Source organism: Chryseobacterium rhizosphaerae, assembly GCF_003385455.1.
Lineage (GTDB): Bacteria > Bacteroidota > Bacteroidia > Flavobacteriales > Weeksellaceae > Chryseobacterium > Chryseobacterium rhizosphaerae.
Window position 1 is genome coordinate 1 of record NZ_QNUF01000015.1, and the last position, 21922, is coordinate 21922.

At 36.5% G+C, this 21922-nt stretch carries 20 protein-coding genes and 1 pseudogene; 10 read left to right on the forward strand and 11 right to left on the reverse strand.

What is annotated here, in order from left to right; genetic code table 11:
- Positions 1 to 83 precede the first annotated feature (83 nt).
- Positions 84 to 767 (forward strand): hypothetical protein, encoded by a 684-nt coding sequence (locus DRF57_RS13505; protein WP_084084337.1) that lies wholly within the window; start codon positions 84 to 86, stop codon positions 765 to 767.
- A gap of 260 nt (positions 768 to 1027) precedes the next feature.
- A complete protein-coding gene (locus DRF57_RS13510; RefSeq protein WP_115919046.1) occupies positions 1028 to 1393 on the forward strand; it encodes a winged helix-turn-helix transcriptional regulator in 366 nt (121 codons plus the stop codon).
- 102 nt (positions 1394 to 1495) lie between these two features.
- Here DRF57_RS13510 and DRF57_RS13515 read toward each other — a convergent pair whose 3' ends face one another.
- Positions 1496 to 1867 carry a DoxX family protein gene (locus DRF57_RS13515; protein ID WP_115919048.1) on the reverse strand — a complete coding sequence of 124 codons (372 nt, stop codon included), beginning with the start codon at positions 1865 to 1867 and terminating at the stop codon, positions 1496 to 1498.
- Positions 1868 to 2045: 178 nt separating this feature from the next.
- Positions 2046 to 2729: a Crp/Fnr family transcriptional regulator gene (locus tag DRF57_RS13520; RefSeq protein ID WP_115919050.1), complete on the reverse strand. Its 684-nt coding sequence runs from the start codon at positions 2727 to 2729 to the stop codon at positions 2046 to 2048.
- 231 nt (positions 2730 to 2960) lie between these two features.
- Between DRF57_RS13520 and gcvH the strand changes: the two genes are divergently transcribed.
- From gcvH to DRF57_RS13550, 6 genes are all read left to right on the forward strand, one after another.
- Positions 2961 to 3341: a glycine cleavage system protein GcvH gene (gcvH, locus tag DRF57_RS13525; protein ID WP_047492925.1), complete on the forward strand. Its 381-nt coding sequence runs from the start codon at positions 2961 to 2963 to the stop codon at positions 3339 to 3341.
- Between the two features lie 53 nt (positions 3342 to 3394).
- On the forward strand, positions 3395 to 3766 hold the full coding sequence (locus tag DRF57_RS13530) for a glycine cleavage system protein H (RefSeq protein ID WP_115919052.1): 372 nt from the start codon (positions 3395 to 3397) through the stop codon (positions 3764 to 3766).
- On the forward strand, positions 3763 to 4359 hold the full coding sequence (locus DRF57_RS13535) for a class I SAM-dependent methyltransferase (RefSeq protein ID WP_047492931.1): 597 nt from the start codon (positions 3763 to 3765) through the stop codon (positions 4357 to 4359). Before DRF57_RS13530 ends, DRF57_RS13535 begins: the two co-directional genes overlap by 4 nt.
- A gap of 282 nt (positions 4360 to 4641) precedes the next feature.
- A complete protein-coding gene (locus DRF57_RS13540; RefSeq protein ID WP_115919054.1) occupies positions 4642 to 5367 on the forward strand; it encodes a YoaK family protein in 726 nt (241 codons plus the stop codon).
- Positions 5368 to 5858: 491 nt separating this feature from the next.
- On the forward strand, positions 5859 to 7067 hold the full coding sequence (locus tag DRF57_RS13545; RefSeq protein ID WP_115919056.1) for a PepSY-associated TM helix domain-containing protein: 1209 nt from the start codon (positions 5859 to 5861) through the stop codon (positions 7065 to 7067).
- A gap of 10 nt (positions 7068 to 7077) precedes the next feature.
- Complete coding sequence (locus DRF57_RS13550) at positions 7078 to 9201, forward strand: outer membrane beta-barrel family protein (protein WP_115919058.1); 2124 nt, start codon at positions 7078 to 7080, stop codon at positions 9199 to 9201.
- 200 nt (positions 9202 to 9401) lie between these two features.
- Here the strand turns inward: DRF57_RS13550 and DRF57_RS13555 are convergent, their stop codons facing one another.
- Both DRF57_RS13555 and DRF57_RS13560 read right to left on the reverse strand, forming a co-directional pair.
- On the reverse strand, positions 9402 to 10604 hold the full coding sequence (locus tag DRF57_RS13555; protein ID WP_115919060.1) for a YncE family protein: 1203 nt from the start codon (positions 10602 to 10604) through the stop codon (positions 9402 to 9404).
- 6 nt (positions 10605 to 10610) lie between these two features.
- Positions 10611 to 12971, reverse strand: a complete 2361-nt coding sequence (locus DRF57_RS13560; protein WP_115919062.1) for a TonB-dependent receptor — start codon at positions 12969 to 12971, stop codon at positions 10611 to 10613.
- 488 nt (positions 12972 to 13459) lie between these two features.
- On the opposite strand from DRF57_RS13560, the gene DRF57_RS13565 reads away from it, so the two are divergent.
- Both DRF57_RS13565 and DRF57_RS13570 read left to right on the forward strand, forming a co-directional pair.
- Complete coding sequence (locus tag DRF57_RS13565; protein ID WP_115919064.1) at positions 13460 to 13759, forward strand: hypothetical protein; 300 nt, start codon at positions 13460 to 13462, stop codon at positions 13757 to 13759.
- Positions 13756 to 13950: a hypothetical protein gene (locus DRF57_RS13570; protein ID WP_115919066.1), complete on the forward strand. Its 195-nt coding sequence runs from the start codon at positions 13756 to 13758 to the stop codon at positions 13948 to 13950. Before DRF57_RS13565 ends, DRF57_RS13570 begins: the two co-directional genes overlap by 4 nt.
- Positions 13951 to 14129: 179 nt before the next feature.
- On the opposite strand, the gene DRF57_RS13575 is transcribed toward DRF57_RS13570, so the two are convergent.
- The 7 genes and pseudogenes from DRF57_RS13575 to DRF57_RS13605 all read right to left on the reverse strand — a co-directional run bounded on the left by DRF57_RS13575 (position 14130) and on the right by DRF57_RS13605 (position 21770).
- On the reverse strand, positions 14130 to 14930 hold the full coding sequence (locus DRF57_RS13575; protein ID WP_115919068.1) for a hypothetical protein: 801 nt from the start codon (positions 14928 to 14930) through the stop codon (positions 14130 to 14132).
- A gap of 77 nt (positions 14931 to 15007) precedes the next feature.
- Entirely contained in the window at positions 15008 to 15295 is a 288-nt protein-coding gene (locus tag DRF57_RS13580; RefSeq protein ID WP_115919070.1) for a hypothetical protein, read from the reverse strand.
- Positions 15296 to 15813: 518 nt separating this feature from the next.
- Positions 15814 to 16452, reverse strand: a complete 639-nt coding sequence (locus DRF57_RS13585) for a pentapeptide repeat-containing protein (protein WP_047492959.1) — start codon at positions 16450 to 16452, stop codon at positions 15814 to 15816.
- A 180-nt stretch (positions 16453 to 16632) separates the two neighbouring features.
- Positions 16633 to 17367, reverse strand: a complete 735-nt coding sequence (locus DRF57_RS13590; protein ID WP_123863325.1) for a hypothetical protein — start codon at positions 17365 to 17367, stop codon at positions 16633 to 16635.
- 14 nt (positions 17368 to 17381) lie between these two features.
- Entirely contained in the window at positions 17382 to 18755 is a 1374-nt protein-coding gene (locus tag DRF57_RS13595; RefSeq protein ID WP_167449374.1) for a PAAR-like protein, read from the reverse strand.
- A complete protein-coding gene (locus DRF57_RS13600) occupies positions 18745 to 19617 on the reverse strand; it encodes a hypothetical protein (protein ID WP_115919076.1) in 873 nt (290 codons plus the stop codon). Before DRF57_RS13600 ends, DRF57_RS13595 begins: the two co-directional genes overlap by 11 nt.
- A pseudogene (locus DRF57_RS13605) lies at positions 19614 to 21770 on the reverse strand (type VI secretion system Vgr family protein). The gene DRF57_RS13600 and the pseudogene DRF57_RS13605 overlap by 4 nt, the downstream one beginning before the upstream one ends.
- Positions 21771 to 21922 lie beyond the last annotated feature (152 nt).

Here is a 21922-nt window from a genome sequence, read left to right on the forward strand (position 1 = left end):
TTATATATTTTTACATAATTAATATTTTAAATTATATATATTTCCTATCTTAGTGAAAAATTAGATAGATTTAATTTAATAACATGAAAACAAAAACTATTTTTTTGACCGCACTTGCTTTTTATGGAAGTTTAAGTGCTCAGGTGGGAATTAACACAACAACTCCTACTCAGACATTAGATGTAAATGGACAGGTAAGAGTAAGAGGGTTGGCAAATCCTGATAAAAAAATTGTTTCGGCAGATGCACAGGGTGTTCTAATCCTAATGTCCCCTGAAGAAATTTTTTCTCCCAAAGCTATACTCAACACTTCTACATCCCCTACTGAACAGCGGTCAACTATTTATGAAGGAAAGTGCTTCCAGCCTTCAGATAATGCCTCTTCATGTACGGTTATTGTCAATCATTACAGTTCATGTGCCGGTTTTACCAATGCTGTGGATACCCAAATCGTAGTTGGACAGGGCATTAATACAGGAAACGGACAGTTCTTAGGAACCTGGTCAGCCCGATTTATCGACAATAAAGGGTTTGCCGGCACAGCACCTGTAGCCAATCAGATCCCTCCCGATTATCCAAGAATCTCCTATCCTAGTGCCAACATGGCCAATTATCTGGGAAGCGGATCATTCTCCGGACAATGTAATACCGACCTGGTAACTACCATTAATCAGACTACCGGGGATATCAAAATAGAATCTGTAAAACGAAGCATGTTTGCACACCTTGTCTACCTTATTTCGGTAGCCCGTTCAAAAAGTCTATAATATATATAATTGATTTCAATGAAGAGCCGCAATATTTTATTGGGGCTCTTTTTTTAGAAAAAACAGGGTAAAGAAGCAGTCAAAGTGGTTATGAAGGCCGTTAGATGTTTTATGTTCAGCAGTGTAATTCATTGATAAGCCGTTTTTGTTGTCCATCAATTATAATCAAACTTCAATCTCCTTTTGTACATTTGCTTAATAATACAGGTATACTCCACTCTACTTGACCGGATTTTAAATATAAACCAGCAGCTATCCCCATGACCACCAGAAAAGAAAATTCAACAAATAATCACAATGAAATGTATTGGAAAAGTAATTGTGGACTGTCTGTTACTTTAGCCATGATAGGGGGAAGATGGAAAATTAATATCCTTACCTATCTGCTGAACTACCCAAAGCTTCGGTATTCTGAACTTAAAGAAAAGCTTATTGGTATTTCCGAGCGGGTACTCAGTGCGAAGTTAAAAGAGCTTGAAAATGATGCGCTGATAGAAAAGATTGAATATGAAGGTTTCCCTCCTAAGGTAGAATACATTCTGACAGAAAAAGGAAAGTCTTTGAAAGAAATCCTTGACTTGATGGACCGCTGGGGAGATCAGGTCATCGAAAAACAAGATGAATAAGCCTGTGAATTATAAACCACGAATACACGGATAAGACATTCGCACATTCGTGGCTCAAACAAAAAGGCTATCTTAATTTTGAGATGATCTTTTTATTACTACTCAGACCATAATTTTAAAGTTCTTATCGAGTACCAGCAAGACAACTGAAATAATACACATCAGTAAAGAATTATAATAATGATTGTATTCATTGTGAGCCATGTGAGCTGTGAAAGCTCCTATTGCAAAGGGAAATAAATACAGCGCTGCTATATTTCTAAACTGAGGTTTAAACAGGCCTACCACCAACAACACAACTCCCAGTAATTCCAACGCTCCTATAAGAATGGTCGAAGGGGTATTGAACCCTAAAGACTTCATACTTTGCATCATGGAGGTCTTCTGAAAGACTTTATACAAAGAAGCATACCCAAAAACATACAGATAATAGGCATAGCCCACCCAATAAATAACGGTTTTAATAATTTCCATTTCTTTTTTTTACAAATTTCATAAAAAGAAATATTTTTCCTGTTTACTTACTAAATTGTAGGGAAAGGGAAATTTTGAGGAAAAATGCTGATCTTTATATAAGATCTATAAAAGTTAGACTGCCAGAGCATGAAAATCAAAGTCGGGGTATTATATTATTGAAAAAAATTGGAATCATTTACATGAAATTGGCTATCTGTGTCAGCATTTTAAAATTGAGCACCTGTATTTTCCGGCCTTCCATTAAGATAAGCTGATCTTTTTTAAAATCATGAAGTATGCGGGCCAATGTTTCATTTGCCGTACCAGCCATATTGGCTAAGTCTGCACGGGACAGGGTAATGAATACAGGGTCCTCTGTTCCGCTCCCTGTATATTTATTATGCAAAATAAGGAGGCTGAGTGCTACCCTTTCTCTGACCGTACGTTGTGACAATACCGTCATCAAGTTTGCCATCACACTGAACTCATGGCTTAGGCTTCTTAAAAGCAATCTTGAAAATACTACGGAAGTATCAAGTAACTTGAGAAAGTCTTCTTTTGAAATAAATGAGATGATCGAATTCTCAAGAGCCTGTGTGGTATCTCCATAGCATTCATTGCTCAAAATAGCTGAATACCCGAAAAACTCCCCTGAATTGTAAATATAAATGATCTGCTCCCTCCCCTCATTATCTACTTTATACTTTTTTACTTTTCCTGCTTTTAAATAAAAAATACCACTGGGTATAGTTCCATCAGTAAATATCGCATCATTTTTGCGATAATTCCTATTCTGCATCACGCCCTGAAGCAGTTCTTTATCACTGTCCGGCAGTTCGTCAAAAAGGTATTGATTATTAAAGATAAATTTTGAAATCATAGGTTACAACAAAATTACGCAATTTTCAGCTATACAATTTGACTTAAATCAAATTTTATAACGATCTAGATCATCGTAAGTCTCAGCTAAACGATCTACTTTTACACAAGCAATTAAATTGACTTTAACATATCCTACTAAGAGCACAAATAAAGTCTTTTGCAGGCTATGAAATTTAGACAGAGGGCCAGTCCTGCTGAATACATCAATTAAATAAAGAATTATAAAAAAATGAAGATTCCTGAAAACCTCTTGTATACGGAGGACCATGAATGGGTAAGATTAGAAAATAATACAGCCTATATTGGAATTACCGATTTTGCACAACATGAATTAGGTGATATTGTTTATATTGAAATCGAGACCCTGGGGGAAAATTTAAAACAGCATGAGGTATTTGGAAGTGTGGAAGCCGTAAAAACCGTATCAGACCTTTTCCTGCCTGTTCCCGGAGAAATACTGGAGATTAATCCCAAACTGGAAACCAACCCGGAACTTGTGAATACGGATCCCTATGGAGAAGGCTGGATGATCAAAATCAGAATCGAAAATATTTTTGATACAGAAGGGTTATTAAGAGCCAAGTCTTATGCCTCCTTGATTGGTCAATAATGGAAAACCTGATCACAAAGAAATAGCATTCATAAAAAATAGATTTGATTCCTATGCTTATTCCTAAAAATCTTTATTATACTGAAAATCACTTATGGCTTAGAAAAATAGGATTGTATGATTTTTGCATAGGCATTACCGATTTTGCCCAAAAGGAAATAGGTGAGATCAATCTCATTGAATTCAATCTGGAGGAAAATACCATAGAAGAAAAAAAAACATGGGGCTTTGTTTATGGAACTCACAAAACGTTCCCCCTTATTTTACCCAATGAATTTACCATTACAGATGTCAATATCATGCTGAACGAAAATCCTTCACATATCAATATAGCTCCTTATAGCTATTGGTTTTTAAGTATTTCAGCCGATATTTGCACCAGTGAGTTTTTGACTAATAAAGAATATATTCAACTTATCAAATGATTTTTAATGATCTCAAATTAAATCTTGATGTTAAAGACAGCACTTTTAATGAACTTTACCCTAGTCATATAAAAGAGCTGGCAAGCCGTCATTGGACCCCCATTGCTGTTGCCAGACTGGCCGCCGAATATCTCGCTCAGAAGCCTGATACTAAAATATTGGATATTGGTGCCGGTGTCGGAAAGTTTTGCCTGGTGGGAGCAGCCTCTACCAAAGGGATGTTTTTCGGTGTCGAACAAAGAGCTTCCCTCACGAAGATCTCAAAAAAAATAGCTTCCCGTAATAAAATCAATAACGTAGAGTTTATCCATGCCAATATCAATGAAATTTCCTTTTTGGATTATGATGCCTTCTACTTTTTTAATTCTTTTTATGAAAACATAGATACCACATGTTTAATCGACAATACGGTAATGCCGGAGAAAGATCTATATTATGCTTATTCCGACTATGTAAAAGAACAACTTGATAAAACTCCTGTAGGAACCCGCCTGGTTACGTATTGGAGTAAATGGGATGAGATTCCTAGCAGTTTTGATATCGTTGGTACCGACTGTAATGGATTACTGAACTTCTGGAAGAAAACAGTATAATCAATTCCGAAATGAATGGTGCCTGTCTAATGACAGCAGGTTACCCCAATTCAGAAAGCAGATAGATCACTAAGATTCTATAGACCTTCTGATTACACAACTGACAAATCAGCAATTAAGGCAGTATTGCCCATGATATGCGGTCTGGATATTATATATTTTTTTGGGAGTATTACTACAATCTTTTTTGTAGTAATACTTTTTTCTTAGAGAAATGAGCTTAAATATAATGATGCTTCTTTCCAAAATTGAAGGCTTTTATTTTTAAATAATACAGAACAGATGTTTCGGCATAAAGGGAAAAGAAGAACCTATTTCCATAATTTAAAACTTGCATCAGCTCTTTCTTTTGTAGCGGGTACAGTAAATATTGTAGGGGTATTATCTGTAAAGATCCTCACTACCAATATAACGGGACACTTTGCTTTTTTTTCCGAGGAAATATTATTTAAGAAACACCTCCCGGCTTTTATATATCTGCTTTTCATATTCTTTTTCCTAATGGGCTCTTTTATCTCCAGCTTTATTGTTGAATTTTTATCAGCTCATAATAAAAAGCGCCCGCATCTGGTTCCTATTCTCATAGAAACCGGACTTCTCACCTTTGTAGGATTATCGGGTTTTAAAGAAATGAAGCTTATCAGTTCACAGGATAGTATTGCTTACATACTTCTTTTTGCAATGGGAATCCAAAACTCTTTGGTTACCAGAGTATCTCTGTCGGTAGTGCGAACAACTCATCTTACAGGTTTATTTACCGATCTGGGAATTGACCTATCACAATTGTTTTTTAAGAACGTAGGTGCAAGACATCGGCAGATTAAAAGAAGCATTTTTTTGAAACTTGCCATTATCCTATGCTTTTTCTGTGGATGCATTATAGGCGGATTATTATACAAAGTATTCTATATAAAGACTTTATTATTTACCTCCGGATTTCTTCTTTTTATAGTCTGGAGTGACAGTATTTTATACCGTTATTATTATCTGAAAAGAAAATTAAGATAAGTCGTATGATAAACTTCCGGTGGTAACAAAACCAGCAAGTTCCTGAATGATTTGTATACTCCCAACTCTCTAAGTCTTTGTTAAGTTTGTGTATCAAATGTAATGTATGTAATGACTGGGCAGCTGTTACAAAATGTTCACAGTCCTTAAAATTGAGTAGCAGCTGCTTCAGTTTTTATCAATCTATTAACAGGCAAAAACCCTAACTTCTAAATAAATAATTTAAAAGTTATAGACTTCTGTAGTAGGGAATACAATATATCTATGAATTACAAAAAACTTCTTTTTCGCACTTATGTAGATACACACATTGTCGTCCTTTAATCTCTCCTTTTAGAAATTAACCGCCCCTGTTGTATGATCAAACCTATTAAATCCTAATAAAAATCAGGTTTTCCGGGTAAAATAACGCTTTCCCAATGTTTGGAATTATACAAATAAAGCTATATTTGCAGTTCATTTATTTTTAATAAGACTAAATAACAATAAAAATGCAGCAGACCGGTAAAAAGAAGTCAAAGGGAACCTTCAAAAAATATATTCTGAAAGCTCATCTGTGGCTTGGCCTGCTTTCCGGCATTATTGTGCTGATTGTTTCTCTTTCAGGGGCTTTTTTTGTTTTCAATGAAGATATTACGGCTGCATTGCGTAAGGAACATACTTTCCATGGGGAAAAAGATATTCAGCATAAGAAGCCTATCCCTATCCGAGAGCTAAAAGACCTGGTCAATGCCCAGTTGAAAAATGAGATCGTAAAAACAGAGGAGGTTACCATTCCTATAGACCCTGCCCGCTCCTACCAATTCAGTCTTCTTAAAGTTAACCGGGATGGCTGGAACCACTTCAATACTTTTATTATCTATAAAAACGTTTATGTAAACCAATATACCGGAAAAGTCCTTGAGATATACGATGTAAAAAACAATCCTTTCTTTATCTGCATGATCCTGCACCGTTCACTCCTGCTGAGCAATAAAGTTGGAGGTACTATTGTGGGGGTCTCCACGATTATCTTTGTGATCATGCTGATTACCGGGATTATCTTGTGGTGGCCGAAGAATAAAAAGATGAGCAAACAGCGCCTATGGTTCCGTTGGGAAAAGGTAAAAGGCTGGCGACGCAAAAACTATGATGTACACAACATCCTTGGCTTTTATTCTTCCTTTCTGGCCATTGTTGTAGCCATTACCGGGATTATGTATTCGTTCCGTATTACCCAACTGTGGTTATATGCATTACTGAACGGCTTTTCCTCTGCAACTCCGGATTACAGCCAGTACAAAACTACCGCTCCGGAATCTGTGGAAACTACAACAACGATAGACCGCATCATAGAACAGGTAAAAACCCATTACCCGAAAGCCTATTCCTTTGGAATTGATCTGGAAGATCATGCTGAGGCAGATCACCAACACGATAACCTAAGCATCTGGATCAAGGAAAAAGAATTCACCTATGCCGAATCTTCCATGATGATCTTCGATGAACATTCGGGGAAGATTCTCTTTAGCCGTCCTCACGAAGACAAACCTATGGCTGAAAGGGCTACAGATGCTACCTATGACTTGCATGTGGGAGCCTTCTTCGGAATGCCCGGCAAAATACTGGCTTTTATCATGAGTCTATTCTGCGCCTCATTGCCGGTAACTGGATTTATGATCTGGTGGGGCCGAAGAAATAAAAAGAAAACAACAACCTAAATCCATTATCATGAAGAAACACTATATATGGCTACCTTTAATGGCGAGCCTGAATGCCTACGGACAAACGGAAAGCCAAAACGACTCTTTGCAGACAGAAAAAACTTCAGAAATTAGCGGTATCGTTATCAAAGGAAACAAAGCAGTCTTTCAGCAGAAAGCCGATAAGATGATTTTTAATGTAGAAAATAGTGTCCTATCCGATGGAACTACTGTATTGGAATTGTTGGGTAAAACACCAGGTGTAGTGGTTTCGCAGGAAGGCGAATTATCATTACGCGGTAAGAGAGGAGTCAGTGTCATGATTAATGGTAAACTGAGCTCCCTGTCGACTAAGGAGCTTGCTAACCTGCTGCGTTCTACCAATTCTACTTTGGTTAAGAATATTGAAATTATTGCCAACCCTTCTTCCAAATATGATGCTGCAGGAAATGCAGGTATCATTAATATTGTCCTGAAAAAGAGCTCCCTGGAAGGAATTAGCGGCACCTATTATCTGAACGGCGGAAGAGGCCGAAAAAACAGACTTAATACCGGGTTGAGCCTTAATTATACCCATAAGAAACTCTCTCTGCATGGGGACTATAGTTATACTTTTCGTGGGGAGGAAGAAAGACGGGACTTTAGCCAGGTTTTCTACGATGAGAAACAACCTCAGCAAATGACGCGGAAAACAGATCAGCATTCTATAACGAATGAGCCTTTAACCTCCAATAACTTTAAATTCGGAGCGGATTATGCTTTCAGTGACAAAACAAGTATCGGTGCTTTATTCGATGCTAAAATAGGACGATATGAAGATTTTTCGAAAGGTGAAAACAGTATATTTCAACCTGCAGACCATCTGTTTGCTCAGGTAGTCTCAGATAATAAAAGCAAAGAAAACTGGTACGATTACACCTATAATCTAAAGGGAACACACATTTTCAATGATAAAGAGTATAAGGTAGATGTAGATCTGGAATACGAAACTTCGCGTTTCACTTCCCTTCAGAATCAGTTTTCAGAGGCACTGGTAAATGAGGGAACAGAGCAGTTTAACAACAGAAGAGGCAATATCGCTTCCCGCCTGAAAGTCTTCAATGCTAAGGTAGACTTTACCCTCCCTTTTAGTGAAAGACACAGTCTGGAAACAGGACTAAAATCCACTATAAAGTCTAATAATAACCCTTCAGAGTATTTTATACAGCAAGGTGAAGAATGGATACATGATGATCAAGCAAGTAACGAATATGTTTACAAAGAGCAGATCCACGCATTGTATGCCAATTATAAGCTCAATCTGACGAAGTGGACTTTCCAACTGGGATTGAGAACGGAAATGACCGACACGGATATCAACCAGAAAACATCCCAGGAACAGCGAAAAAGAAATTATACGAACCTGTTCCCAAGTGCATCCATCAAATACCAGGTCAATGATCAGCATGGACTCTATGCTTCGTACAGTAAAAGGATTAACAGGCCGAGCCACTTTGACCTCAATCCGTTCCGTTTTTATGATGATCCGTTCAACTATTGGCAAGGAAATCCAAACCTGAATCCTGAGTTTACACACGCCACAGAATTGGGGTATACCTGGGGGAAATACATTATAGCATCAGCTTACTTCAGTGTCACAAACGACGTAATGACGGAAGTATACAACTACCAGCCGGATACAGGAATCCTGGTGAAAACTCAGGACAATCTGAACAAGTCTTATGTCTATGGTGCCAATTTAACGGCTACGACAAAACTTTTCAACTTTTGGTCACTTACCTCCATGCTTAATGTATTCAATACTGAGTACAAAGGTAATTATCAGAATTACGCGGTAAACAGTTCACAACTTGCTTTTACGCTCAATGCTCAAAACAGTTTCAGCATTGCAAAAGGTATAAAAGCAGAGGCTAACGCCCAATATTTCTCGAAATCAAATATTGGTTTGTTTATCCGCGATGCTTACTTTGACCTGACATTGGGAGTTTCAAAAACATTATGGAAGGATAAAGCAACATTAAAACTAGCAGTGACAGACTTATTAAAAACCAATAATTACCGTGTAACAGGAGATAACTTCAGCTCTACTATCCGACAGAAATACAATCTGGACAGCCGAGTGGTAACCCTGTCATTCAATTACAAGCTTTAGAACATAAAGCCTTGTCAAGGTTAGTAACCTTGACAAGGCTTGGCTCTTAGTAGTATCAAAGAGTTTACATTACTTGTCGTTATTCTAACCGAGCTGTGGTGGTTTAAACAGAAACAAAAAAAGCTGTTGTCAATAATTTTGAGAACAGCTTTTTAGTCAAATCAATAGGCTATATTTTCCACGAAATTGATAGGCTATGATCAGTCATAAAACTTATCGAAACGGGCAAATCCAGAAATCTTATCCGGAAGCTTCATTCCCTTACTTATTTTGTCAGTTTGCAGATCATAGATCCATACATAGTTCCCCCCTTTATTGGCATTGACAGCAATGTATAACTTTTTATTCCGAACAAACATCCCCTGTTCATATGGTTCATCTCCCGGCAGTTCATCCAATACCCGCACTACTTGTTTGGTTTCGATATCTATAATAGCATAGCGGCCATTATAGGCATTCCCTAATGTCGGATCACGGTAGAGAACCACCATCTTATTATCCCCCATATACTCGATCACTGTTTCCAGAGATTTACCTCCTACCAGATCGGTAAGATTAATCTGATACCCTGGATCTGGCGAAGTTGCCCCTTTAAGAGCCCTGAAAAGGTAAATTTTATTTGATCCGGCTCCTACACGTGGAAAGCAGGTATAGTAAAAGGCTTCATTATCCTTGGTAAAAGTAGTTTTGAAATAAGGCGATCCATTAGCCACACCAGAGCTTCGGCTGTCAGTTACCGAATTGATTACTTTGAAGTTTTTATAATCGATTACCGCAAAATTGTAATAATCCGGAGTGATCCATTTACCATTGCGGAAGCTATACTGCAAATAGATATGTCCATCTATATAAGTCATAGCTCCCAGCGAATAGAAATTATAAGCCGTTGGGAAAGGCTGAAATCCTTCAATCTCACCCTGACGGATAATACTAAGGTCTGAAGTATTGAAAACAGTATAACGTATATGCTGACCATCGCCTGTTTCTCCTACAATAACCAACGTATTAGCATCTATCCATACATAGCTGGATATATCACTGATATAGGTAAAAGGAACTTCTTTTACAGTCGTCAGCCGATCCTGAGTATATTTAAATTTTTTGAAGATTCCCTGATCTGTTTTATAGTTATAGATAAACCCGTTTTTAACAATATAAGAATAGGTTCCTTTGGAGTTGATCTCGTCTCCTTCTTTGGTAATATCCATTTCGCCATTGGTAAGGTCGTTGGTAGCCGTCATATAATGTACGGTATTGGGCCAGCTTCCTAATGCGGAAAGCAGAAAATATTGATAATCTTTTTCACCACTTTCGGAGCCTCCGGAGCCTGGTTCGCGTTCACAACTAATGATGGATAAACATGCGAGCAGTAAAAATATACTGTTTTTAAAATATTGTGTCATGGTTTTTTACTTAAGTAGATATCTGAATTTTATGTAGAAAGCACGTCCCTGCTTCTGAAGTTTGAAATTGTCATAAGCCAGCGCATCACTAAGGTTGGTTACATCGAAGGCCAAATTATACCTTCCGTTCTTCATGGAGTAACTGATCCCTATATTGTGCAAAGTTTGTCTGGGGATCACCGGAATATTTTGTGGATTCCCATAGGATTTCCAGTTTTTGTAAAACCACTCGGTCATCTGTAGTCCGTAGTAAAGCTCTACACGGCTGTCTCTCTGCAACCAGTCGTCCTTACCAATGCTTACATTCATATTTCCAAATAACCAGGGCTGGTTGGGAACATCTTTTTTGTAAGTTGCTGAAACTACATCTTCACTGTTGTTGGCAAATTTTGTATTGTCATAAGCTTTATTATAGCTCACGTTCATCAGCACATTCAGGAGTCTTTTGTATTGGTAACTCACCTCTCCTTCCAGTCCTCGGGTAAAGATATTGGAAAGGTTTTCATATTTGAAAGTACTGTTGTACAAATTAGGAACCGTGTAGATAAAATCCTTTGTATCCCGTATGTATCCGGCACCTTCAATACGGAAGGCATGTTGCCCCCAATGATGATTATAATACAAACCAACGTTTACATTATTACTGGTTTCAGGCTTCAGATTCATGTTACTGGTTACAGCAACCCCATCTCCGAAGATTTCCTGTGGCTCTACCAAACGGTAAGAACGTTCAAATGATCCTTTTATCCCCAGTTCTCTCGTAATCCTTACAGTGGTTGCAAAACCGTACCCCCAGTTGCTAAAATTATCTTTTGCCGGATAATCAGTTCTGGTTACCGGATCGAAAACCATTTTCTGCAGTCCTACACTGTAATATTTACCAAAGAAAATATTCGTCCAGTGCTTATTGAAAAAATCCTGTTGATAAGCCATAGACAAAATCTGCTTGGTCATCTTCGCCGGAGGTACATCTTCTTTCCTTTCTTCAAGCTGATTGAATGTGGTATTCTTAAGATAATCGAGTACATAATTGAAGATAAGCTTATGATGCTCAGTTATTCTGTAAGTAGCCCCTACCTGTGAATAAAGGCGGTCTTCATGCTGCATTATTATACTTCTTCCCCCTTTTTCACTGGTAGCAGAAGGCTCGAAACTACCATCCCAGCTATATTTACGCATAAGGGTATCGGTTGCTTTCTGGACACTTTTAGAAAAACCGGCATACACATTCACATCCAGACGGTCATTGAAGAGGTTGGCTTTCTTATACTTCATAAAGTAATTATAAGCTTCTCCGTTTTGCTTTACCCCACCATATACTACTTCCTGGTTAGAGCCCGTCTGTATCTGTTTATCGAAAAGTGATTGTGACATTCCTACAAAGAAAGAATCTGCCCAGCTTTTGTTTTCAACTCCCACTTCAGCCATCCCAAAAACAGATTGATATCTGTCGTTGAAGCGTTTTAGATTTCTAAACTCATATTCATTTTTGGCAGCATTCCAGATTTTCATATCCTTCATCAGATAGTTGTTATCCGAGTGGTTATAAAAACTGTTGATGCGCAGGATAACCCCCGTTTTATCATCTTTAAACTGTCCGTTCAGATTGATACGCTGTGTATTAAAAGATCCTACACTTATACCGGCATCCAGATAATTCCTGCTACTTCCGGGAGTAATAATATTAACTGCTCCACCCATTGCATCAGTACTCAGATGAATAGGAACCACGCCTTTATAAATCTCTACACGATCTGCCATGTTGACTGGCAGTGTACTCAGATCTACCCCTTTTCCAAGCATTTCCAAAGGAACACCGTCTATAAAGAACTTCACGGCTTTACCGGACATTCCGTTGATAGAGAAGTTATAGTCGGAACCTATACCACCCTGCTGGCGAACTTTAATCCCTGTGGTTCTGTTCAGAACCTGATTAAGATCGGCTGTGGTATTGGCCAATTTAGCCACATCTATAGCATTCACAGTAAAAGCACCGTCCTGCAGTGCTTTCACTTTACCTTTTCCGTGTACTATGACCTCTTCTACAGCCGCCTGGTCCGCAACCAGCTGAATACTGACCGGAGATATTTCGCCGCTGAAGTTCATTTTCCTTCTGAGCTTTTTGTACCCATCCAGACTGAAGATCAATACAGCTTCTCCTTTTTTGTAGCTCATCCTGAAATTTCCGTTTTGATCGGTTTGTGTTTTAATTTTTGTGTTTTCAACAAAAATGTTCACACCGCTTAGCCCCTGTTTTGTGTGATCCTGTACAACTCCCTGAACTGAAAAACCAGTATCCTGTGCCCGGATAAGAGAAATTGAAAGAATAAAAATGAGAAAGATAAAAATACGCTGATATAATTTCATTATTTATAATTATTATAAACAGCAAAATTAAAGGTTCCCTATGGATTCCCAAAGGAAAAGACTTATTTATTTTTAATTATTCTAATTAGTATTAACAAACAATATTAAGCAAAAACTGTAAATAGCTTAGACTCAAACACAACCATTAAGAAACAAGAGTATGGAGTGTTGTCCATATGAAATAAGTCATCTCCATAACAAAACCGAATTCTATCAGTTGACCCATTTTTTATAGGATTTTGATAAAAAAACAAGGATAAATTAGTTTCTTACCCTTAGATTAATGCTGGTTTTTTAGAAATGACATTACCTGATTGCGTCCTACTTTGCTAAGATGTTAATTTTTGTCAGCTGCTATATCTATAGACCATTATTATCATTTATATTGACCTGAAATATTGATTATAGGAGGCTATGAAAATAGAAATCAGAAAACTAAATAATTTTCCACACTCATAAGGTAATTGAGTAGCTTAAAAAATAGAATTATGCTAACAGGAAAAGCAAAAACAGACTTCGAAAAATGGATGAAAGACGAGATAATATTTCATCCGGGTACTGGCTTTAATAGCCTTGCTGATAAATTCCAGGCTACCTTAATAATTGAATGGCTGGATTCGGTATTCATTGTACTGACAATCAACAACACCTACTATGATGGTTTTCATTTTTACTGGGAAATTAATATGGCTAAACCTCTAAGAAGTGACCAAGGTTTTGAAACAAGACAATTAGCCACTATTTCAGCAATTGAAAAAGCAAACGAAATATACAATTCTAAATCATGAGCAACTTTGATTTCTACCATTTCCTAGCAGAAAACAGATATCAAAAAGAGACTATACGGGAAGCAAACGGACAGATATTCTGCACCAACTACCAGAAAGAACTTGAAGAGAATACATGGAACTCTCTAACGGTACACAAGGACAAAACGATCACCGGCACATCTCCGAAAAATGGATTAGTATTTAAGTAGATTCATCAATCTACTACGAAAGAGAAAGCAGATCATCTTTTAAAGCCAATTGAAGATTTTTAACTTCATATAACTTAAATTTTAATTGTGGGATCTGCAGTTGGTTTATTGGAGATGAACTTAAAGAAGGTACATTTTCTAAGGAACAGCTAGAACTTGCTTAAATATCAAAGCCCCAATTAAGGGGCTGTTTTTTCTATATTTTTATTGCGGATACTAGCTTTCCATTCCTCATAATCCGTACTTTCCCATTTACTGTGCAATTCATCTATCACAAATTCAATCACTGAAAGACAAACTTCATTACAATGTAAAAAATAGTTATAATCACATACAATTTTATCATTATCCTTAGCACGAGATAACGTCTTAGCTTTCTTCAAATATATTTCATTTACAATACCCTCATTGTGCACAAATAGATCTCTAGTTGCTTTCAATTCTATATAATTATTGTATTCTGGGCATTTTGATAATTCAACTCCTGTTAGCTCTTTAAATTCTTTCGCGAAATCTTCAGGGGTTTTATATGTTAAATCATTTATTATTCTTTTAAAAAGATAACTTTTTAATTCCTCGATTGTATCAGTTTCGAGAATTATTCCTGCGTCAATTTTGATTTTACTTCCAATTTTCGAAGGATACTTTTGTAAAATCTCATGTAGAACTTGTACGAAAGCTTGTTCAACTAAGCTAACTAGTTTATATAGACCATCTATTGGTAACTGGTCCATACATAATGTCTTTAATCTTTGTCCAAGAAAAACTTTATCATAGGAATATTCTCCCAACATCACTTCACCACTTTCTTTATGTATACCAATTGGTGTTTTAATTTTCAGCAAATCTCCTTCTTTAATTTCAATATTTTGATAGTAAAAATTAAGGGAAGCTTCTGAAAGTGTAATTCTTTCGCCAATATCAAATAATAAATGCTTGTATTCTCTTACTGTCTTAAATAATTTATTCCCGAAACTCATAGTTATTTAGTTTTATGACAAATATAATAAAAAGCCCTCTCAAAGAGAAGGCTGTAAACTATAATAATGTTTTAAGATTAATGTTCCCAATCTATTTCTAATCTAACAATCCTTGTTGGTATAAATTCTAAATTTTCAGTAGATCTAATATTAAGATGACGGTAGTTAGCTCCCGTTCCTTTTGAAATAGCTTGAGTATTTATGTTGTAAATATCCGGTTTGCTAATTTTCAAATTCTCAAAAGGGTTAACTATATTTTTTGTCATTTCACTTAATTCCTTTCCTAGCTTACCCATTTCTGCTGCTACTTCCATAATTTTCTCCATTTCAGGTTTTGTCATTAATACATTTATTTCCTGCTTCATAACCTATATGCCATTTGTTTAGATGGTCTTATCTCTAATATGGTGAAATTATTTTAGTTAGACAATAGTTACACTGTATTTTTTGTAATTTCTTTTGCCGGAATTTGCATTTCTTTCTTAATCTCCTCTTTTTATCCACGTCCTTTATTTCTGCTTTTTCAATTGTGGTTTTCTGGCTAAATAATGGCTAATGTCCGTTTACTAACATAAACATTTCAAAGAACTCCGCTTCTTTGTTGAACAGTTTTTAGAATTCTTTTATCTATTATTGTGACACCGCATTCTCCTTTTTAATTACCTCATATTGATGTAATATTCGATTAAAATTACAGTTCAAGCCGTCCCATTTTAGCAGTAGACAAAAGGGTTATTCACAAAGGATATCAATTGACATTGAAAAAGATCCTGTATTTTTTATTTTGCACCTCTTTTGAGAAGATCCCACGGATGTATTCACTCAATTAATCAGAATTTATGTGATTATAAAAGCTTGTCATTACTATAAAGCAATGAAATGATTATACATCTGTAATTACAATCCGATCAGGGGTTCCAGTACTTAATAATGCAGGATTTGATGCATCAACAAGATATAAAATTTCTGTAAAGGTTCTGCCTTTTGGTGGTGTACAAGTTGATAAATCGCAGTTTTCGAAACTTACAAAATCTCCGAAATTAGAATTGGAAAAATCACACTTATATAAACATGCTTTGGAATCTGGATTAGAATCGTAGATACCGTTAAATGTAACATCCTTGAATTTACCCTCAAAAATGCAATCACGAAATTTACTGCCATTGAAATTGACAGTGGTAAATTTTGCTTTTATAAATTTACAATCTATAAACTGTGTAAAATTAAAGTCTTTACTTTTATATTCACAGTTTTCAAAAATGCAATTTTTATAAACTCCCTTATGACTACCAAAAGTTGTTTGTGATAAATTAACGTTTTTAAAAACACAATTTTCGAAATTTGATTCATAAAAAATTCTAGAACCTTTTAAAACTGAGGATTCAAATAAGCAGTTTTCAAAATTAGTATTTTCAAATATAGACATATTGAAATTTGTTTTTGTGAAATCATAATCCACAAAGTTTTGATTTGAAAATTTTGTTTTTAGCTCTAAAGTCTTATTTATATAATCTGTTTTCATAGTATTCAAATAATACTGAGGTGTCAATTTTATCTACAGATGTATCTCTAAAAGCCGCTCTGGTTTTAAATCTTTTACTTCAATTGCAAACTCACCAGCTGTACATTTATAACGGGTAGACTTCATCTTATTATCAATGGTTTATTGATATTTACAAGATCAATTTTTCCAAATTTCGCTTTATACTAAATGTCCTTTTTCACCCAATAAATCTCTAATTTGAAGAGCTCTATTCACCATTTCTTCATTCTCAGAAAAATCAATTTTAGCATCTAAATAAAACAATGTACCATTCAAAAAATGTTCTTTTATTGTCGAAGAAGGCAAAGTATTAAATAGATCTTTGCTTGAAAAATAATTAATTAATCCAATCCAATAGCTGAATTCTGATTTTCGTACTCTTCTTCGAAAATCTTCAGTAATAACAACTCCATATATTGGAGTTTCGAAAAATTCAAGACATAATTTAAACAACTTACTGACGAAATGTAAATCCCCAAATTCACTTAATTCAGCAGTAGGAAGTTCGATAAAAAAATTCCCAACCTCTTTTTCATTACTGCCACAAGTGATATTGACTGTGACCCTTCCATCATCAACCTTTTCAATATTTGAATAACTATTACCGTAATGTGAACGAGAATAAGAATCTAGATGCATGGTTTTATCAGCCTCATCTCTGTTTATATATGCTAATTCCGGGTCTGCAATTTGAGAAAATACGATCTCCTCAAAATTACTCTTATCTTTATTGAAAATACTTTTTGATGTTGGTTCAGTTCCCCATCCAAATAAATTTTTAAAAACAGGATGAAAACTCTCCAGTTTCAAAAGTATTTCTTTACTAAAAGCAATATACTCGCGGGGTGTCATCATTTTATTTTTAAATCTGATGATAATTAATCTCTTGTTCATAATTTCATTTATATTTATTTGGGAGTCACTTTAATTGTCACTCCTTCAATACCATAATTATCTAAAATATCCATTATTTGATCCGCCTTCGCTTGGGTTGGTACATGATATTCCAATTTGAAACCTACATCATTTGCAATATCCAAATCCTTTTGAATCTCTTTTGCAACCTTGTCCTCTGCCCACTTTTGTCCATGAGGTGGCCATTTATCCCAATCCTTAGCATCAAGTAAACTTTTTGTTTCTGGATTAAATCCATCAAATTTTTTCTCACCATTAACCATTCGTTCTGTATCAACAACATATTCGGTATTATCCGGAGCACCAGTAACTTTCTTTTGATAGGCAGCCCCACTTTTTGGTGTAAATCTATTTTGCCAAGTTCCCGGACCATCATCAGCATTTCCAATTATAAAAGTAGGTTTTTTCTTCCGGCCAACTTTTACAATTTTTAAGATTCCTTGCTTCAATGCATTAGCAAATTTAGAGATTTTAGCAGATAGTAAAGCTAATCTTTCTGCACCTATTAAGGCTTTGGCTCCTGTTGTCAGTCCTTTTGCAACAAGGCCAGCGCCTTTACTGCCTGCAACAGCTTCAATTACTGCATAATAAATCTGTCCTACGCTTTCCCCTACCTCTCCGGTCTCGCCCCGTTTTACATCTTCAACCGCATTATTTACGGTATTGCCTACCCCTTCAACCAAAGCATCTTTGGTCTTCCTAAAATCCGTTCCAAAAACCTGATCCATTGCCTGCAGATTGGTATCTCCCAGTAAAGGTCCGGTGGGTCCGGAATAGGCAGCTCCTATCACGGCCATTTTACCCAATCCAACCCAGGTTTCTCCTTTCCACATATCATTTGTAAGGAAATTCCAGGTTCCCTCAAGTCCTTGTTTGAACCCTCTGCCTACTCCCTCGGTAAATTTTTTGTCATCATCACAAAATAGATCGACAATACTGCCAAAAGGACTGGTAAGTATTCCACCAATTATGTTTGAAGATATTTCCTCCGAAACAAAAGCACTTTCATTGTTATTCTCATTGGCCAGATCAGCCTCATATTTATCAAAAAATATCTTAATCTTACCTTGTCCTATAGTACATATAGCCTCAGAATCTTCCAGAAGTGGTTTTTGACTATTGGTAAATACATTTCCTGATTTTGTTTTCGTCCATTCAACACTGGCAAAAACACATGGACCCCCAATTTTTTTACAGGCTCCAAATGGAAGGATATTTACGGTAAATTTATTATCGGCGTCTGTTGCCATCATTGGGCCATACAGATTTACTTTTCTAGGGGTTGCGATGAGTTGCGAAGGCGTAGCTCCCATATCGCATACCAAAAATACTCCCTCGGGAACATATTTTTTATTTTCATCGCTCATTATGGCTAGGTTTAAAAGATAACTTGTCTTTCTTGAAGTAAACTCCATTCACTTCAAGGTACTGATCTATCTCGCCTGTTTCATATACAAGCTCTCTGGACATCGTATATTTTTCCTTTGACCAAAATGTAATATCCTCCATGTTTATACCCTCACCGTATAACATTCTAAATGCTCTAAGAAAATGTTCCTTGTCTTCGATACTCTCCACATCCAGACTTCCAACAATATGGGCGGTAATTTTATCATTATAATTTTCTACCACGCTTAATTCCTCCTTTATAGGAACCTTTATTCCAAAGTAGAACCCCTGTAGATTCCTTTTCCGAAAAAACTTTTTTGATTCCATCGGAACTTGTAACAATTGCTTGATCCGGGGAAAAAATAGTTGAGCAATTCCAGTATAAAAAATACTATTGCGAAGCTTTTCTTCGTTGTCTATGCTTTTTTCATAGTTTTCGAGCAGCTTGTCAAGATTAGGTATCGTCTTAAATTTTTCTGCAAGTATCTTCTTTTCCGAATGCCATTTTTGGGATATTTCCGATAGATTTAAAATACGTTCAACTTCATAACCTTCATTTATTGCGAGTTCCAGACTTGAGGTGATATCATTAAAATACGCCGCAAATTGAAAGATCAAACCGCTACATGACTGGTGTAGATCCTCCACCTTATAGTTGACTTTTTTCACCGGACCTATCAAGTTCTCCCGATAGTTAACCTTTGCTGAAAAGGTATTTTCTATGAAAGTGATCCCGTTTCTGGTTTGTGTTATACCAGAAACATCATAAACCGCTCCTGAGCTATTACTATTCTTTATAGTTTCTATAGTCTCCTCTATGGTTTTAACATGCAGGCTCATAGCTCATTAATATTTACGGTTCCACCTGTTGTATTGGTTGTAGCTCCCCCTCCAAGATTCGTCTCCGTAGCCCCTTTGATACTTGCTTTTGCTGCTGCACTTTCTATGGTAACATCACTGGTCAAACTCTTTACAATGATTTCTCCATTTTCGGCAGTGGATTCTACCTTTCCCTGACTAGCAATAGTAATAACCCCCTCTTTACTGATCTTGATCTGATTTCCTCCAACCAGAAAAGTAATACTGGTCTTGGCGTCAATGGTAACATTTCCTTTGCTATCAGCTTTAATGATTGATTGTGCGGGCTGCTTTTTGGTTGCTCCCACATTAATTACAGTTGTATTTCCTGCATTGGTTATATGATTAGTATTAACATTGGTTGTTGCATTTCCTGCTCCGTCAAAATGCATATTGGCGCCACCTTGATCTTTCAAATTCATAGAACCTGCTCCATTGTCATATTTCAGTTCAGCACCACTTCTACCGCTAAATGACATAATATTATTACCTGTGCCACCTCCTGCTCCAATACCGCCATGATACATCCCTCCCATAACAAATGGTCGATCTGGATGGTTATGAACAAAGTTTACGATAACCTGATCCCCTACTTCTGGAATAGACATAAATCCCCGATTCTTACCAACTTTGTCACTGCTTCCTGCATCAGGAGACATGACACGGATAAATTCTGTAGTATCCTGTCCACCCTGCCAGTCCAATTGAACCTAGACACGTCCTTGGTTCTGCGGGTCTGTGTTAGAGATAATCTTACCAAACTGTGGTTCAGCCACTGGTGTATTAAATTCTGGTCTGGGAATAAATCCGGTATCAGATGCTATGGCCTGAAATGATCCATCGTAATACCCGCGGGCATCAACTTCATGAGTCACTTCTATCAGCATTAATTTTGTAAAGTAAGATGTTTCATTACTATCTGTCTTCCGCATTTCAATATCAGCAATGCAACCCGGATACAGAAAAGGTACTGTTGTATTTCCAGAAGTGATAAATACTTCTGCTGCTTTGCTTCCAGCCGTTCCTTTTTGAGAGGCATCAATATCCATAAATGATGATGCTTTTATTGGAGCCACTCTTAGTGATGGGGTTTGAAATGTTCTCTCTGAAATTTCATAAGCGCGTTTCGCAATGTCAGAAGTATGATTAATTTTAGCATCGCCACCTTTGAATTTTTCATTCTTGCTGCTATTATAACCATAGAAAGAGGGATTGACATGCTGCGCTTTCATTTTGATTTTGACATCACTCAAATTACTGCCATAGGTAAGTTTTACCGGTTTCTCCTGTGGAGGTAACTGCCCAAAATGCAAAACCTCACCATCGTAGAAAAACTGCTCACCATAAGCTTCTGCTATTCGTGCAAGATAATTATAGTGCGTTTCTTCATATTGTGAGCTATAAGGTACATTGCCGTGGCGGGCATCAACCCTGAAATCATATTTACCTAGCCCAAGTCCCTCCTTTATAATGTCATTAGCAATTGAATTTAAACTGATCGGCTGTGCTCCTCCAAAACTTTGAATGTGTGGTGCAGCATCCAACAAGATCGTTGGACTGTACCCTGATAATACCAGATTGCCAAGACTTCCTTTTTCCTGACTGAAACCCACCTCAGTAATAACCCCGACGAAATTTCGTTCCGGTCCACTGTCTACATCTTTGTATTTAAAGACAACAGTAATTCTTTTTCCTAAAAAGTTCTGAGCCTCTTCAAGATTATGGTTTTCTGCATCACCTAAGGTATCATGGGCAAGTATAAGATCAAATTCATGATGCTTTACTGCACTCTGGGAAAGCTTAAAATGTTTGAAATACTTAATTGGTTTTCCCTCGACATGTATGTCTAGCCGTACTACTCTATTGATTCCGACAATATCACTTTCGGGTATTGCCTGAGCATTAAAAATCTTTGAGGTAGGTTGTTTTGCCCAGACTTTTTCCTGAACTATACTTGGTTGGGTTGGTACTAAGGGTTGGTTCAGGAACTGCTTTCCTGTATTTACAGAATTCTTAACCTTGGAAGCAATTTTTTTTACCTCTTGGATATTCGCCTTTTCTTGGATTTTGCTCGCAAAATCTGTCTTGACTGAATCTACTCCCGGTTTGGGAAGATTCTTTCCTTCTTGAAACATGATATGTTTTTTTTCAGTTGTGATTACTTCGATATTAACCTTTTTAAAGGTGAGACCTTTTAAATCAGAAGAACAATCAGGTAATTTGCTGGTCTCTTGCAAAAGTACATTAAGACTGGTCTGAGTTTAATACGTGAGGAATTTTATACGAG